11 protein-coding genes are annotated in these 16,002 nt (G+C 40.4%); 10 read left to right on the plus strand and 1 reads right to left on the minus strand.

The features are described 5' to 3' along the window. The first annotated feature begins 54 nt into the window (after positions 1-54). The 9 genes from G9H65_RS01730 to G9H65_RS01770 all read left to right on the plus strand — a co-directional run bounded on the left by G9H65_RS01730 (position 55) and on the right by G9H65_RS01770 (position 10,400). Positions 55-1,740, plus strand: a complete 1,686-nt coding sequence (locus tag G9H65_RS01730; protein ID WP_166373628.1) for a PQQ-dependent sugar dehydrogenase — start codon at positions 55-57, stop codon at positions 1,738-1,740. 57 nt (positions 1,741-1,797) lie between these two features. After that, positions 1,798-2,106 carry a rhodanese-like domain-containing protein gene (locus G9H65_RS01735; protein WP_166373629.1) on the plus strand — a complete coding sequence of 103 codons (309 nt, stop codon included), beginning with the start codon at positions 1,798-1,800 and terminating at the stop codon, positions 2,104-2,106. A gap of 138 nt (positions 2,107-2,244) precedes the next feature. Beyond that, positions 2,245-2,658, plus strand: a complete 414-nt coding sequence (locus G9H65_RS01740; RefSeq protein ID WP_166229201.1) for an OsmC family protein — start codon at positions 2,245-2,247, stop codon at positions 2,656-2,658. A 146-nt stretch (positions 2,659-2,804) separates the two neighbouring features. After that, on the plus strand, positions 2,805-3,962 hold the full coding sequence (locus G9H65_RS01745; protein WP_166373630.1) for a Gfo/Idh/MocA family protein: 1,158 nt from the start codon (positions 2,805-2,807) through the stop codon (positions 3,960-3,962). Beyond that, positions 3,962-5,338, plus strand: a complete 1,377-nt coding sequence (locus G9H65_RS01750; protein WP_166373631.1) for a Gfo/Idh/MocA family protein — start codon at positions 3,962-3,964, stop codon at positions 5,336-5,338. The genes G9H65_RS01745 and G9H65_RS01750 overlap by 1 nt, the downstream gene beginning before the upstream one ends. 173 nt (positions 5,339-5,511) lie before the next feature. Further along, positions 5,512-5,883 (plus strand): BlaI/MecI/CopY family transcriptional regulator, encoded by a 372-nt coding sequence (locus G9H65_RS01755; RefSeq protein WP_166373632.1) that lies wholly within the window; start codon positions 5,512-5,514, stop codon positions 5,881-5,883. Next, on the plus strand, positions 5,873-7,444 hold the full coding sequence (locus G9H65_RS01760) for a M56 family metallopeptidase (RefSeq protein WP_166373633.1): 1,572 nt from the start codon (positions 5,873-5,875) through the stop codon (positions 7,442-7,444). The genes G9H65_RS01755 and G9H65_RS01760 overlap by 11 nt, the downstream gene beginning before the upstream one ends. 642 nt (positions 7,445-8,086) lie before the next feature. After that, positions 8,087-9,274 (plus strand): pyridoxal phosphate-dependent aminotransferase, encoded by a 1,188-nt coding sequence (locus G9H65_RS01765; RefSeq protein WP_455550278.1) that lies wholly within the window; start codon positions 8,087-8,089, stop codon positions 9,272-9,274. Positions 9,275-9,284: 10 nt separating this feature from the next. Beyond that, entirely contained in the window at positions 9,285-10,400 is a 1,116-nt protein-coding gene (locus G9H65_RS01770; RefSeq protein ID WP_166373634.1) for an AEC family transporter, read from the plus strand. A 9-nt stretch (positions 10,401-10,409) separates the two neighbouring features. On the opposite strand, the gene yiaK is transcribed toward G9H65_RS01770, so the two are convergent. After that, entirely contained in the window at positions 10,410-11,438 is a 1,029-nt protein-coding gene (gene yiaK, locus G9H65_RS01775) for a 3-dehydro-L-gulonate 2-dehydrogenase (RefSeq protein ID WP_205753214.1), read from the minus strand. A 930-nt stretch (positions 11,439-12,368) separates the two neighbouring features. On the opposite strand from yiaK, the gene G9H65_RS01780 reads away from it, so the two are divergent. Further along, positions 12,369-15,986 carry a family 78 glycoside hydrolase catalytic domain gene (locus G9H65_RS01780; protein WP_166373635.1) on the plus strand — a complete coding sequence of 1,206 codons (3,618 nt, stop codon included), beginning with the start codon at positions 12,369-12,371 and terminating at the stop codon, positions 15,984-15,986. Positions 15,987-16,002 lie beyond the last annotated feature (16 nt).

Here is a 16,002-nt window from a genome sequence, read left to right on the forward strand (position 1 = left end):
AATTTCAAATTCCTTTCTTTACATGGAAAAGCCTCCTTGGGCTTAATTTGACCTATGAAAATTCTTTATGTGCCTCTAGCTTCTATTCGTTTGGCAGCTAGTTTACTTATCTTTTTCGTTATTCCTTTTTCTGGGCATTCCCAAAATGTAAATCGGGGAGCCCAAGTCTTTGAACTACATTGTGCGAATTGCCATAACTTTAAAGATGATGGAATTGGTCCGCAATTAGGAGGACTAAAGGGAATTGTGGATAAACAATACCTGTTGGATTTCATCAATAATCCCAAAGCGTTAATTGATGCCAATGTGGCCAGAGCGCAAGACAAGTACAAAAAATACAAATCCTACATGCCAAGTTTCAGTCACTTGGATCCCAAAGATCTGCAAGATGTGATTGCCTTTATTTTAGAGAAACCTAGTCCTAAGAGTCACGGGAAAAAAGAAAAAATAGGGTTAGAAAATCCCATTAAAGCTGGAATTCAATATTCAGGGGAAACCATTTACCTCAAGAAAATCCTGAAATTCCCCTTTACTTATACTCCTCAAATAAATGCCCGTATCAATAAAATGACATTTCACCCATTGAGTAAGGAGCGAATCATTTCCGATTTACAGGGTAAAATTTATTTATTAGATGATAAAGACCGGTTGACTGAGTTTTTAGACATCAGCCAACATTTTCCTAATTTCACGAATAAACCAGGTTTTGCTACGGGGCTTGGGAGCTTTGCTTTTCATCCTCTTTTTGCTCAAAATAAGCTTTTTTATACCACACACACAGAGCCTGAGATCAAAGGCCCATCTGACTTTACCTATGGCGACAGCCTTCGAGTAAAATTGCAATGGATAATTACAGAATGGACCTTAGAGGACCCCATTGCTAAGGTGTTAAAAGGGAGGGCAAGAGAAGTCATGCGGGTTAATGTCATTGATCAAGTACATGGCATGCAAGAAATAAGCTTCAATCCTTATGCCAAACCAAGAGATCCAGATTTTGGTCTACTATACATCGGATTGGGCGATGGAGGGGCTTTGGAACAAAGAAGAGGTTTTATTCCCAATAATCCTGAGCATGCTTGGGGGAAAGTTCTTCGAATCGACCCTTTAGGTAGAAATAGCCAGAATGGGAAATACGGCATTCCTGTATCCAATCCATTTGTGGGAAAGAAAGGACTGGATGAAGTATTTGCACAAGGCTTCCGCAATCCGAATCGAATATCTTGGTTGAAAGATGGGAGAATCATCGTTTCGAATATAGGTCAAAGACACATTGAATCCTTATACCTCTTGAAGGCAGGGAAAAATTATGGCTGGCCATTGAGAGAAGGAACATTTGCCATTGATTCTACCCTAAGTACCAACAACGTATTTCCACTTCCTAAAAATGATGTTCGATTTGGTTATACTTATCCTATTGCCCAATTCGACCACGATGAGGGAAATGCGATTATGGGAGGTTTTGAATATACAGGGAAAGCCATCCCTAGTTTACGTGGAAAATACATATTTGGGGAAATTGTTCGTGGCCGAGTTTTCTACATTCCTATTTCAGAAATCAAAGAGGGAACCCAAACGCGCATTCGTGAATTGAAATTACAAATGGATGGTTTGCCCGTCACATTGAAAGACTTGGTCAAGGCAAATAAAGTAGACCTACGATTTGGTCAAGACGCACAAGGGGAAATCTATATCATCACCAAAGCTGACGGCAATTTATACCAAATTGTCCCTTCCAAGTGATCAACATCACGTAGATTTAAATAAGGAATTCTTTTCTTTGAGAAAAAATAATTGGATATGACACCATCGATTTCCATTGACCAATTGATTGAGAAATTACAACAACAAGAAGCGATCTTGCTCTTGGATATTCGAAGCAAAGAGGAATTTGAAGCAAGGCATATTCCTAATGCCATTCATGTACCTGGAGAAGGAATCCCCCAAGGTTTACCTTTACATGCCAATCAAGCTCTTTTGGTGACAATCTGTGGAAAGGGCGGAGGAAGGTCAGAGCAGGCTGCTCAACAATTAATCTCCTTGGGTTTTCAAGCTACGTTTTTAGCAGGAGGAACAAATGAATGGTTTGAAAAAAGCCTTTTGGCATAAATGCATTCATCTTCTTTTTGAACGCTAAACTTCTTTCAAAGATTTCCTGAAATAAGCAGTTCTTATATGGACTAATTTTAAGAGAAATAGTTTAATATTGGAAAATATTGATTGTCTCAAAACTTAAATAAAATTGTCATGATAAGAAAAGCAAATGCCGTTTGGCAAGGAACGGGGAAAGAAGGTAAAGGTGTACTTACTACTCAAAGTGGCGTATTAAATCATACCCAATATTCTTTTAACACTCGATTTGAAGATGGGATAGGGACCAATCCCGAAGAATTGGTAGCCGCTGCCCATGCGGGCTGTTTTGCCATGAAGCTAAGTTTTAATCTAACGGGTGCAGGATTTCCTCCTAAAGTATTGGATGTGCAAGGCGAAATTAAAATGGAAGAGGGGACGATCATTGAATCTCGATTGATATTAAAGGCTACCGTACCAGGGATTGACCAAGATACTTTTTTAGCACAAGTAAAAGATGCAGAGGCTAATTGTCCTATTTCTCGACTATTAAAAACAACGATTGTGGTGGACTCAACTTTGACAGTTTAATCCAACATACTTCAGGTAATTAAAAGGCTTACCATGGTAAGCCTTTTTTTTTATTATATCCTTCTTAGTAAAAAGAGAGATCATATCAGTAAGAAAACAAATATTATTACTTTTAGAAATAGTATCACAAAACCGGAATTTATCCCATGAGAGAAAACGCTTCCAACCGTAGGAAATTTTTACAAGATGCCAGCCTATTATCTAGTCTAGCCTTTATGCCAGCCATCCATTCTCCCATCAAAGATGGTACGTCCTTGTTTGTTCCTAAAGTTCAAGAAAAGATTATTGCACCACGTTTAAAATTTGGTGTTATCGGAATCAATCATGGTCATATTTATACCATGGCCAATTCCATCATTCGGGGTGGAGGAGAATTTGTTTCTTATTATGCGAAAGAACCAGATCTCATTAAGGATTTTGCTAAAAAATACCCTACGGCTAAATTGGTAAAAAGTGAAGCGGAGATTTTAGGAGATCCTTCCATTCAATTGGTCCTAAGCTCCATTACGCCCGTAGAAAGAGCACCTTTAGGTATTCGGGTGATGAAGTCGGGTAAGGATTATATGGTGGACAAACCAGGTATAACTAGCTTAGACCAATTGGCAGAAGTACGTAAGGTTCAAAAAGAAACTAAAAGAATATATTCCATTTCTTATTCGGAGCGCTTTGAAAATAAGGCAACCGAAAAGGCTAGTCAATTAGCTCAAACTGGAATTATCGGTAAGGTGGTTCAAACCATGGGTACTGGCCCTCACAGGATGAGTATTCCTTCGAGGCCGTCCTGGTTTTTTGATAAGAAATACTACGGTGGTATCATCACAGACATTGGTTCACATCAAGTGGATCAGTTTTTGCATTTTACTAAATCTACGGAAGGACAAGTGGTAGCTTCTCAGGTAGCTAATCACAAATACCCTCAATACCCCAATTTTGAAGATTTTGGCGATTTGATGTTGCGAGGAAACGGAGGGTCAGGTTATATACGGGTGGATTGGTTTACCCCAGATGGACTAAATACTTGGGGTGACGGAAGACTCACCATTTTAGGAACTGAGGGGTATATGGAAGTTCGAAAAAATACGGATATCGCTTCACCGCACGGTACAGGTAGTCATTTGTATTTAGTGACGCAAAAAGAAACCTTGTACATCGACTGCAAGAATGTGGAGCTTCCACATGGAGAGTTACTCGTGAATGACGTGTTAAATCGAACAGAAACGGCGATGACTCAAGACCATTGTTTCTTAGCCACTGAATTAGCTCTAATCGCTCAAAAACAAGCTACTAAAATCTCAGCGAAATAATGAAAAGGAGAAAATTTATCAATAACATCGCATTGGGTGCCGTGGGCACATTAGGCTTTCCTACCATCGTTCCTGCCCATGTTTTGGGAGGGAAAGACGCACCAAGCAATAAAATTAACATTGGCCAAATCGGTTGCGGACGCATCGCTCGTACACATGATTTACCGAGTACTTGGAGATATGAAAAGGCTCGAATTATGGCCGTCTGTGATTTGGATAGAAATCGTACCGAAGACACAAAAAAACTTGTTGAGGAGTATTATACCAAGAAAACGGGTCAAAGCAATTACATCGACGTAAAGATGTATGATGATTACCGTGAAATGTTATTGAATAAGGATATTGATGCGGTCATGATCAGTACGCCGGACTTTTGGCATGCGCAACCCGCCATGGAAGCAGCCTTAGCTGGGAAGGATATTTACTTACAAAAACCCACTTCTTTAACCATCAAAGAAGGGCGTCAATTAGCGGAGGTGATCAAAAAAACAGGTAGAATTTTACAAGTTGGAACCCAGCAGCGTTCCAGTAGTCAATTCAGAAGAGCCGCTGAATTAGTTAGAAATGGTCGGATTGGTAAGTTACATACGGTTAAAGTGGGACTTCCAGGAGATCCAGGTGGCCCTGTGGTACAAGCCATGCCAGTACCTAAAGGCTTCAATTATGATATGTGGCTAGGTTCAACTCCCTACATTCCTTATACAGAATTAAGCGTGCACCCTCAAGTAGGATACGATAGACCAGGTTGGTTACGTATGGAACAGTTTGGCGCGGGCATGATCACTGGTTGGGGTCAGCATCACTATGATTCTGCCGCTTGGGGTATGGATACAGAATTAACAGGACCTATTTCAGTGGAGGCTGTAGCCGAATTCCCTAAATCGGGGGTTTGGAACGTTCATGGCGACTTTATGGCAAAGGCAGAATATGCCAATGGCATAACCATGTATACCAGCGGAGGCTTCCCGAATGGTATTCGATATGAAGGAACAGAGGGTTGGATATTTGTTTCCAGAGGAGACTATTCGGCAACCCCGAGTGATCCTACTTCTAAAGTAAGAGCTAAGGCCATTGATGCCTCTAATCCAGCGATTTTGGAATCGGTGATTGGAGAGAAAGAGATTCATTTATACCATTCAAACGAACAACATGGCAACTGGCTAGATTGCATAGAAAGCAGAAAAGAGCCTATTTCCCCTATTGAGATTGGTCATAGAGCCTGTACGGTTTGTTTAATTACACATGTGGCCATGAAAATACCACGTAAGCTGAATTGGGATGCTAAAAAAGAGCAATTTATCAATGATGCTGAAGCGAATCGTTATTTAAGTCGTACTCAACGAGCACCCTATGGTACTGACCGTATAAAATTTTAGTTAAATAGGATTTGAGGTCCCTAGAATGAATAAAAACGCCCCTGAATTTAGGGGCGTTTTTTATTTCACCTAATTATGTTCGTAGCGTTTTGAATTTTTAACTAAAAAAATAGTTACAAATATTTTGTAACTAAAAAATTAGTTATACATTTGGTCCAACAAAACGGACAGCTATGAAAAAATTAACCCAAGCAGAAGAGCAAATTATGCAAGTAATTTGGACATTACCTGAGGGAGGATTTCTCAAAGATATTATTGAGAATCTACCCGAGCCCAAACCCCATTCCAATACAATTGCTACGCTATTAAAAATATTGGTCGAAAAGGAATTTGTAGGGATTAGCAATCCGAATCGTAACAACCTCTATTTTGCCAAAGTCACGAAGCAGGAATATTCTGGTCAACGCATGGCAGGTTTGGCGGATTCATTTTTCGAAGGATCTTATACCAACGTGGTATCCTTTCTGGTCGATAAAAAACAGATGTCTATTGAAGATTTGGAATTATTACTGAGCCAATTAAAATCTAAAAGCGATGATGAGTAATGTCCTATTAATCTATCTGTTGAAAAGTAGCCTAATATCCGGCATATTTTATGGCTACTATATGTTGGTACTTCGGAATACTCGATTCCATACCTACAATCGATTCTATTTATTGGCTAGTATGTTCATGAGCTTGGTCATTCCGTCACTCCAATTTTCTTTTTTTTCCGTAGAAGATAAGGAATTTGCCGGAGCAGGACAGGCCATTTACTTAATAGCTGCCTCAGCTAGCGCCACTCCTGAGCGCTTCTCCTGGTTGAATTTACCTTGGCTAGAGTATGGAATCTGGACTTTTTATTTGATTTCGATAGGCTTATTAAGCTACTTCTTTTATCAAGTTGTTAAGATTTATCAAATGAAAAGAAGAAATCCAAGCATTGCTATGGATGGATTTCAATTCATTGAGACCGAAGAAGACGATGCTCCGTTTTCATTTCTTCAATTCCTATTTTGGAAAAAATCCATTTCCATGTCTGAACCCAATGGACAAGCCATTTTTAAGCATGAATTGACGCACATTCAACAAAAACATACCATTGATCGGGTTATCTGCCAAATTATCACATCGATTTGTTGGATCAATCCATTTTATTGGCTCATAGATAAGGAATTACAAAACATCCATGAATTTATTGCTGACCAAGAAGCTGTTGGAAGTAATAACGTGAATGCTTTTGCTCAAATGATATTACAATCGCACTATGGAAATCACTTTTTAAACCCCGGACACTCCTTTTATTATTCATCCATTAAACGAAGAATTATCATGTTAACAACATCCAAAAACACGCCATACGCCTACCTGAGAAAGGTATTAGCACTACCATTGGCGGTATTAGCTATCGTTATTTTCTCCATCCAAGTGACGGCTCAGGAGAAAAAAGAAGAATTGACCAATAGTAAAATTGGGATTAGCTTCAACAAAAATGCTCCTAGCAAACCGACGAAAGGGAAAAAAATGAGCAATAAGGATTTGCCCCCTCCTCCACCGCCACCCTTGTCGATAAGAGCAACTCCTGCCGCTCCTGGCGTGCCACCCGTTCCTCCCGTCAATCCATTGTATGTCGTTGATGGAAAGATTGATCGATCCTTGGCCGTTAATAAAATGAATCCCAATGATATTCAATCCATCAATGTCTTAAAGGGAGCTATGGCCAATGAAAAATATGGAAAAGATGGGATTAATGGTGTGGTGGAAATCTCAACCAAGAAAAATGCAAACACCAATATTTCTAACAATCAAAATCTCCATACGATCGTGGAGGAGCCTGCCACATTTCCAGGCGGCCCCAATGCGTTTCTTTCCTTTATATCCGCTCATGTTAACTATCCTGAAGAAGCTAAAAAAGCGAATATTTCCGGAAAAGCCTATGTTCAATTTACAGTAGCTACGGATGGAACGCTTTCAGATATCAGTGTATTAAGATCTCCTGGCTATGGTTTAGCTGAAGAGGCCCTTCGACTGATCAAAGCTTCAGGTAAATGGATTCCAGCCAAGAATCATGATAGCAATATCACGTCTAAATACGTCCAACCCATTGCTTTTATCATCGGGAAGTAAAAGCAAACTGATTTCCAGCATTCGTAATAGCCGGTGATTTTCATCAGGCTATTACCGTTTAAGGGAATTTTGCATCATTTTTCTGATTCGACTTTCATGTGGCGAATCAAAATCACATAGGAAAAATACCATAAATCATCATATTAATTTGAAACCTATATTTTGCATTTTCTAAATTTAAATTCAATAAATGCCCATTTTTAAAACGAGTTTGTAATCAAAAATCAATTTTATTTCATTTTTATCTTAATTTCAAACGTAGTAATTCTATTACGGATATTTTAAATATTTCTATAAATCGGCTATTTATTACACTTTTTATGTAAAAATTGGGATATTTTTGTGTTTTTTGAGCTATTTTTTAAAAAAAAATCCAAAAACGAAGGAAGAGTTCAATAATCCTGCTACATTTCAACATAATTCATCAATAAATACAATTTATACGCCCATTACTAATCATCTTGGGCGTATATCTATTCTCACATGGAAGATGCCTAAAGTCATCTCCTTGAGAGAATTTGACAAACAAATTTGCCAAAAGCTTAGCTTTAGGTTTTGGATTGTTTACTCCTGTATGTACGATGAAAACTCAGAAATGAGTTAATGTTTCAGAATTTCAGCGCATTTATATACCTATCAATCATGATGAAAACATCCTTTAGCAGAAGAAATGTCTTAAAGTCTGGACTAGCCGCCATGGGCGGAATAGCACTTGCCCCTCACTTGAGTTTGGGAGCTTTTTCCCATAGCTCTTTTCCTTTAGACTCGGAAAATCGATTGTATTACAGTCCATTAATGCGCGAGTACATGTTGGATGAGCGACCAAATGTTCCTGCTATGATAGCTCGTTTAAATGCCAACGAAAACCCTTACGGTCCCCCAGAAAGTGCCCGAAAAGCGGTGGCCGAGTCGGTTTCTGGCGGCAATCGCTATTCTTGGAAAGAATTAGCCACTTTGGTGGATATGTTGGCAAAAAAAGAAGGATTAACGAAAGAACATATCATGATGGGACCAGGCTCTTCCGATTTATTGGAAAAAGTAGCCATCGTTTTATTTGCTAAAGGAGGAAATATTGTATCCGCTGATCCTACCTACATGTCGCTCATCCGAGTTGCCGAGGCCGTTGGTGCTACCTGGAAAGCCATTCCTTGTAAGTCGGATTGGACCCATGACTTAAAAGCCATGGAAGCCGCCATTGATTCTAATACTAAAATGGTATACATCTGTAATCCCAATAATCCTGTGGGTTCCATTATGGCGGCGAACGAACTGATGGACTTTTGCTCAAGGGTTTCGGCGAAAGTTCCTGTTTTCATCGATGAAGCTTACTTAGAACTTGCGGAGGGCGATACGGCCAGTATGGTTTCCTTATTGGCACAAAAGAAAAATGTCATCATAGCCAGAACCTTTTCCAAAATCATGGGAATGGCAGGCTTGCGTGTAGGCTATGCCGTTGCACAACCAGAGTTCCTTAGCAAAATAGAAAAAATCACTCGAGGTGGTATGGGAATTTGCCATACCTCTGTCTTAGGAGCTATCGCTAGTTTACAAGATAAGGAGTTCCAAGCCATGACGAAGCGCCTCAATACGCAATGTAAAAACTATTTATATCAAGAGCTTAGTGCATTAGGTTATAGCTACATTCCATCCTATACCAATTTTGTGATATTCCCGATTAAAATGGATGGCAAGACTTTTTTGAGTAAAATGGCCAGCAAAGGGGTCATGGTTCGATCATTTGATATCTTAAATAAACCGTATTGTCGCGTCAGCATAGGAACGATGGCCGAGATGGAGTACTTCGTAACATCATTGAAAGAGTTAGCTTAAAATTTGTGTTATGATTGATGCTATTGAAAAGACCTTGACGCTTATACTCCTAATTGGTTTAGGCGTAGCTTTGCGTAAGAAAATTAAAAACAAATCAGAAATTCAGGGCTTAAAAGAAGTCATCCTTTCGGTGGCACTTCCTGCTACGGTGTTCATTGCTTTGATGGGGATTAAGATGAGCTTAAGCTTGTTGATTTATCCCATCATTTTAGTTTGTTTTAACTTTTTTATCTTTTTAACGGCTCCTTTTTTCTTGCCTTTTTTTGGTTTGGAGAAGAATTCTCCGGCAAGTCGAACCTTAACGATGTTATTGCCATCATTGGCACCTGGACTATCCAGCTTTCCTTTTATTTCGGAATTTTTGGGTGGAGAATCCTTGGCTATGGCAGCTATGGCAGATGTAGGCAATAAGTTTTTTGCGCTCAACTTTCTGTACTACATCTCTTTGAAAATGCACATGGCCATTCAACAGGAGGGGAACATCGGGAATAAAAAAGGCATGAAAGATTTTTTGTTGAGTCTGATCAAAGAACCCATCAATGTGATCATGTTATTGGCCATCGTGTTTCTTTCCATGGGTTTTCACATGAGTACGTTACCATTGGTTATTCAAGAGATTTTTTCTAGAGCCAGTACTTTAATGGGGCCTTTGGTATTGATTTATATTGGTATGGCTGTTGAATTGAAAGAGGGAAAAGAGATTAAAATGATACTCTCCATCTTATTTTTCCGAGCGGGGATAACGATTCTTTTTAGCTTATTAATTATCTTTTTATTTGGAATCCATGACCCTAACATGGTTTTACTAGCTGTGGTGGTTCCTTTGAGTGCTTGTAGTTTTTGGCCATTTGCTCACATTTCGGTCATTCATCATAAGGAAGAATTAAAAGAAATACCGGATTATCGGAAAACTTTTGATGCCAATGTAGCCTTATTGACCTTAGCTATTTCACTTCCATTATCCACCATTTTGGTGATTGGGGTTTTAGCTTCAGGCCAAATTTTTGCAGAAACGAGCAACCTAATTCTACTTTCCATAACGCTGTTAGGAGTAGGGATGTTACCACATTTAAAAGTTTTCAAAAAGGTTAAATCATCCCTTAGGAATTTGAAACAAGCTCATTAGAGGTAAGGCCTAGGGCATTTTAGTTTGACTAAATCCAAGCACTTTATTCCAAACGCCTTCATCCACTGGGATGCCCCATTGCATATTTTCTGCTCTTGTTTTAAGAGATCTTTCTCCAGGATAATTCACTTCTCCTCCTGTTGTAACTGGAGTAGAGTTTCTTAATTGAGTGATGGTGTGTTCTAGAGCTTGATCTAAGAATGCTTGATCATTGATTTTTAAGGGGTCAATCGCGATAAATACTTGAGAGCATCCTCCACAAGCGCCTTGCCCAACCAAATCAATATCGGCAGTGGTTCTACCTTTGGAAAGTATCGCAGAAAATAAATCCAACATAATGGCCAATCCAGATCCTTTCCAATATCCTGTTGGTAAAATTCTACGGGTAGCTTCAATCGGAGCAGGCTCATCCGTCAGTTTTCCTTCTTGATCAAATCCACCAGGAAATGGGAGTTTTTCATTTTTTAAGCGAGTCGTTTCTAATTTTCCATAGGAATATTGCGACATGGCCATATCAAAAACCACATGACCGCCCTGTCGCGGAATGGCCATAATGAAAGGATTATTCCCGATCCCTCCGGATGTGGCACCCCAGGCGGGCATGCAAGATTCTGTATTGGTCCAGCAGATGGCCATAAAACCTTTATCGGCAGCTTGCCAGCCATAAGAGCCTCCTCGCATCCAATGCGTGGTATTATTTAGAGCTACAAGGCCCAATCCATATTGCTTAGCGATGTCCATCGCCCTATCCATCGCGAAGATGGAGTTGGTAATGCCTATGCCCATATTTCCATTGTATATTTCTATAGAGCCAAGATTCAAATCTAATGTAGGTTCTGCATGCACATCCACCCAGCCTTTGGATACAAAATCTAAAAATCGTTCTACTCGGTTTAAACCATGGGAATATACCCCATCCCGACTAGTTTCTGCATGTGTTTTAGCACAAATTATGGCTTTTTCTTCCGGTAATCCTGCCAATAAAAATGCTTGTTTTATGGTCTCGACCATGACGTCGAAGGCAATTCTTTTCATCATAAATAGTTTGAAGGTTAAAGATAGAGAAAGATGTGCTAATAGTGAAGGTGGCTTCGAGAACCTCAGCCAGCATGGGGAGAGTGTCTCAGCCATCTTCGAGAGAGAACTTCAACTACCAAGGAGCGAGAGCCTCAGCCACCATCGAGAGAGCGTCTCAACCACCATCGAGAACCTCAGCTAGCATCTAGGGCCTCAGCCACCGAGGATATAGATCTTCAGCCAGCAAGATTTGGGATTGAATATAGAATGAATTAGGTGGCTTCGAGAGCCTCAGCCACCGAGGAGATAGATCTTCAGCCAGTATGTTTTGGAATGGAATATAGTAGTAATTAGGTGGCTTCGAGAGCCTCAGCCACCCTTGAGAACCTCAGCCACCTTCGGGAGCATCATTCTCTATCAAAGAAAACTTCGTATCTACTAGTATAATGTTGGCCTTGGCTCTTGAAGCCACGTACAATTATTTAGGTGGCTGAGGTTCTCGAAGCCACCGTATAATAAGGCCCACGAAGCCAACATATTTGGTGAGTGAATATACTATTGAAAAGGTGGCTGAGGCTCTCGAAGCCATGCACTATTATTTAGTTAGCTGTGATTTCTGAAGGTGGCTGAGGTTCTCGAAGCCACCGTATAATAAGGCTCTCGAAGCCAGCATAATTGGAGAGTGAATATATTATTGAAAAGGTGGCTGAGGTTCTCGAAGCCACACACTATTATTTATTTAGCTGTGGTTTCCGAAGGTGGTGGCTGAGGTTCTCGATGGTGGCTGAGGCTCTCGAAGCCGCCGTATAATAAGGTTCTCGAAGCCTCCGTTAATGCCACACTATCCTTACATGCCTAAGGATAATTTTATCGCTTAAAAGAAGACTTTCATCTAAAATAGTTTTACAACTCAATGAAAGACATCATATTTAGTGAAAATATCCCTAATTGATGAAAAAACATGTATTATACGTATTATTAAGCTTAATAAGTTTAGTAAATCTGCAGGCTCAAAATTCCTTGCAACTATTGAAAGTGGAATACCAATCCCAACCCATCGGATTGGATGAACAGCATCCCCGATTTTCTTGGCAAATGCAATCCCAAGCTAAATCCAGAGGAAATCAACAACAAGCCTATCGCATTGTTGTTCGTGATGCCAAAAACCAAGTGGCCTGGGATAGTAAAAAAGTAAACTCTCCCCTGTCTTTAGGTATCAATTATGAAGGCTCGGCCTTACAAGCGTCTCAAAAATACCAATGGACTGTTCAGGTTTGGGATCAACAAAATAAAGTAAGTTCGGCTTCTTCCTGGTTTGAAACAGGATTATTAAATCCTAGTGTGCAAGCATGGAGTGGCGCTGAGTGGATAGGCGAAAATGACTTGCCGCTCTATTCCCATTATTTATCCATGTACAAAATCCAATTTGGTATACAGTTGGATGAGGCCTCTAAATCCACGAAAGCATCCTTTGTTTTTGGAGCAAATGACCCTCGATTGCAAAACAGAAACTTGAATATCATGGATGTGGCCAATGGCCCCAATGCCTCCTACATACAATTGGAATTGGATATTAACCGAGTGGCGGAGTCAGATTCGGGACTGGCCCAACTAAACGTGTATCGCGTGGGTTACGACAAAAAAGATAGTCCAACTAAGGTTTTTGCTAGTTTTAAAATAGCTAAATCCCTTATTTCTCCAGCAAACAAATACCAGAAACACACCATTTTTGCTCAATGTAATTTTGGCGTTTTTGATTTTTACCTAGATCAAGTTGACCCAGCTCACAAAATTAACGCTGCACCTGCTGGAGCCGCTGCCGCACCTAGAGGAGGCCAATCAGGACTTAACTTGAATCCAGTAGGTAGAGGAAACAACTTTATCAGTTTCCCGATGCTTTCAGAAATTGGATTTCAGGTACCAGCCAATCAAAAAGCCTTATTTTCAGGGGTTTTGATTAAAAACTTCCGATTCCCAAGTAATACCTTATTTGATGCAGCTGAAAATCCTAGCCTATTTACTCAAAATGGCATTCAGTGGGATGGTAAGCAATTCCAAATTTCGGCTTCTTCAGAAAATGTATTGGTTTGTGCCAATCCAAGCCGATTTGCCGCTCCTATGTTACGCACGCAATTTACCAGTGTACCCAATAAAGCCATCAAACAAGCGCGTATTTATTCAACTGCTCGTGGTATTTATGAATTATACTTAAATGGTGAGCGAGTAGGAAAAGACTTTTTTAATCCAGGTTTGACGCAATACAATAAAACACATTTGTACCAAACTTATGATGTGACTAAACTCATTAAATCAGGCGAAAATGCCTGGGGAGCTTGGTTAAGCGAAGGTTGGTGGAGCGGTAATATCACGTTTAGTGGTGATAGCTGGAACTTCTTTGGTGATCGCCAGTCCTTACTAGCTAAACTCGTGATTCAATACACGGATGGTACGGAACAAATTATTACCACGAATCCAGAAAAATGGACTTATAGCAATGATGGCCCAATCCGTTACGGTAGTTTCTTCCAAGGGGAAGTGTATGATGCTCGTAAAGAAGCTGCCATATCTGGCTGGTCTACGGCATCTTTCCAAGCGAAAGGTTGGAAGCCCGCTTCAAAAATCCCTTTAGAAGGAACGGCCTATGTAGGAGATGTGCCCAATGCTTTGAATTATAAAGATATGAAGCTGGTTGGTCAATTGGATGATGCCGTTCAAGTGAGAAAAGTGATGCAAGCGAAGTCCATGCATGAGCCAAGAAAAGGCGTTTATGTGTATGATATGGGACAAAATATGGTAGGCTTTCCTAAAATATTCATTCCCAATGGAAAAGCGGGTCAAACCATTACCTTACGTTTTGCCGAAGTGCTTTACCCTGATTTAGCAGAATATGCTTCGCAAAAAGGGATGATCATGTTGGAAAACATCCGTGCGGCATTGGCGCAAGATGTCTATATCTTAAAGGGCGGAGATGAATACATTCAACCACGTTTTACTTTCCATGGCTACCGTTATTTGGAAATTACGGGATTAGATCAAGCGCCTGCTTTAAGTCAAGTGGCAGGTTTGGTGCTTTCCTCCATTCAGGACATAGGTTCCTACTATGAAAGCTCTGATCCTTTGGTGAATAAATTGTGGAATAATATCACGTGGTCCATGCGAGGAAACTTCCTTTCCATTCCAACGGATACTCCCGCTAGAAACGAAAGAATGGGCTGGAGTGGGGATATCAATGTATTCTCTAAGACGGCAACGTACATGGCTCCCGTGAATAATTTCATGCGCCGTCATTTATTGGCGATGCGGGATGTGCAACGTGCCGACGGTCGTTTTACTGATGTAGCCCCGATGGGGGGAGGATTTGGGGGAACCTTATGGGGAAGTGCGGGTATCATCATTCCTTGGGAAACGTATCAACAATACGGAGATAAGAATATGTTGGTAGAGCATTATGATGCCATGAAACGCTATGTGGCATTTTTGGAAACGAAAGTGGATCCAGCCAATGGCATTGTCAATGAAGGTCCATTGGGGGATTGGTTGAGCCCAGAAAATAACAAAAATGACAATACCCTTTTCTGGATGACTTACCAGGCATATAACCTAAAAATCATGTCGCAAGTGGCAGGTATTTTAGGAAATAAGTCGGACGAAAGTGCCTACCTTGCCCAATACGAAAGCAAGAAGAAAACAATCAATAGTGTTTACATCGACCCAAATACACACAGAACCGTGAAATCAGGAGTAAGAGCAGCGCGTATGGGCCCTCCGGGAGCGGCACCTGCAGCACCTGCCACGCCTCCAGTTTCCGACAAGGGACAATTGATGGATACGCAGGCATCTTATGCCATTCCTTTGGCATTGGGTGTGATTGATGATAACAATAAACCCTTTGTCTTGAAGCATTTGGTGGAAACGGTGCAAAGATCCAACAAAGACGATGAAGGAGTGGCACGCCCTCCTTATTCTTTAATGACCGGATTTATTGGAACGGCCTCCATTGCCGATGCGCTTTCCAATAACCAGCAGCATGAAGTGGCCTATGCTTTATTAACGCAGAAAACCTATCCTTCTTGGTTGTATTCGGTAGCTAATGGAGCTACGACCATTTGGGAAAGATTAAACTCTTATACCATTGAAAATGGTTTTGGAGGGAATAATAGCATGAACTCTTTCAATCACTATTCTTTTGGGGCCATTGCGGCATGGATGTACCAAACATCTTTGGGAATTCAACGCGATGTAACTTCCCCAGGATTTAAGCACTTCCACTTGCAACCGACACCGGATGTATCGGGTAAAATCAATTTTGCCAAAGGTTATGTAGAAACCATGTATGGCAAAGTAAGTAGTGAATGGAAAAAAGAAGGGAATGTAATGAGCTATCAATTTACAGTTCCTGCCAATACTACGGCACATTTGAAACTTCCGGCTAGTTCGGCCAAGGTGACAGAAGGTGGTCAAGATATAACAAAATCAAAAGGAATTTCAGGTATTAAGCAAGCAGGAAATTTCTTGGAAATGGAATTAAACTCAGGATCCTATGAGTTCAAAGTCAGTCCGCTTAACTAGAATACCCCGCTATTAA

The organism is Aquirufa ecclesiirivi (genome assembly GCF_011250515.1).
GTDB lineage: Bacteria > Bacteroidota > Bacteroidia > Cytophagales > Spirosomataceae > Aquirufa > Aquirufa ecclesiirivi.

What these genes read in the sequence shown, in the direction of transcription:
- G9H65_RS01745 (WP_166373630.1), top strand. Translation starts at nt 2,805, where the DNA reads ATGAGAGAAAACGCTTCCAACCGTAGGAAATTTTTACAAGATGCCAGC.
- G9H65_RS01730 (WP_166373628.1), top strand. Translation starts at nt 55, where the DNA reads ATGAAAATTCTTTATGTGCCTCTAGCTTCTATTCGTTTGGCAGCTAGT.
- G9H65_RS01780 (WP_166373635.1), top strand. Translation starts at nt 12,369, where the DNA reads ATGAAAAAACATGTATTATACGTATTATTAAGCTTAATAAGTTTAGTA.
- G9H65_RS01760 (WP_166373633.1), top strand. Translation starts at nt 5,873, where the DNA reads ATGATGAGTAATGTCCTATTAATCTATCTGTTGAAAAGTAGCCTAATA.
- G9H65_RS01735 (WP_166373629.1), top strand. Translation starts at nt 1,798, where the DNA reads ATGACACCATCGATTTCCATTGACCAATTGATTGAGAAATTACAACAA.
- G9H65_RS01755 (WP_166373632.1), top strand. Translation starts at nt 5,512, where the DNA reads ATGAAAAAATTAACCCAAGCAGAAGAGCAAATTATGCAAGTAATTTGG.
- G9H65_RS01765 (WP_455550278.1), top strand. Translation starts at nt 8,087, where the DNA reads ATGATGAAAACATCCTTTAGCAGAAGAAATGTCTTAAAGTCTGGACTA.
- G9H65_RS01770 (WP_166373634.1), top strand. Translation starts at nt 9,285, where the DNA reads ATGATTGATGCTATTGAAAAGACCTTGACGCTTATACTCCTAATTGGT.
- G9H65_RS01740 (WP_166229201.1), top strand. Translation starts at nt 2,245, where the DNA reads ATGATAAGAAAAGCAAATGCCGTTTGGCAAGGAACGGGGAAAGAAGGT.
- yiaK (WP_205753214.1), bottom strand. Translation starts at nt 11,438, where the DNA reads ATGATGAAAAGAATTGCCTTCGACGTCATGGTCGAGACCATAAAACAA.
- G9H65_RS01750 (WP_166373631.1), top strand. Translation starts at nt 3,962, where the DNA reads ATGAAAAGGAGAAAATTTATCAATAACATCGCATTGGGTGCCGTGGGC.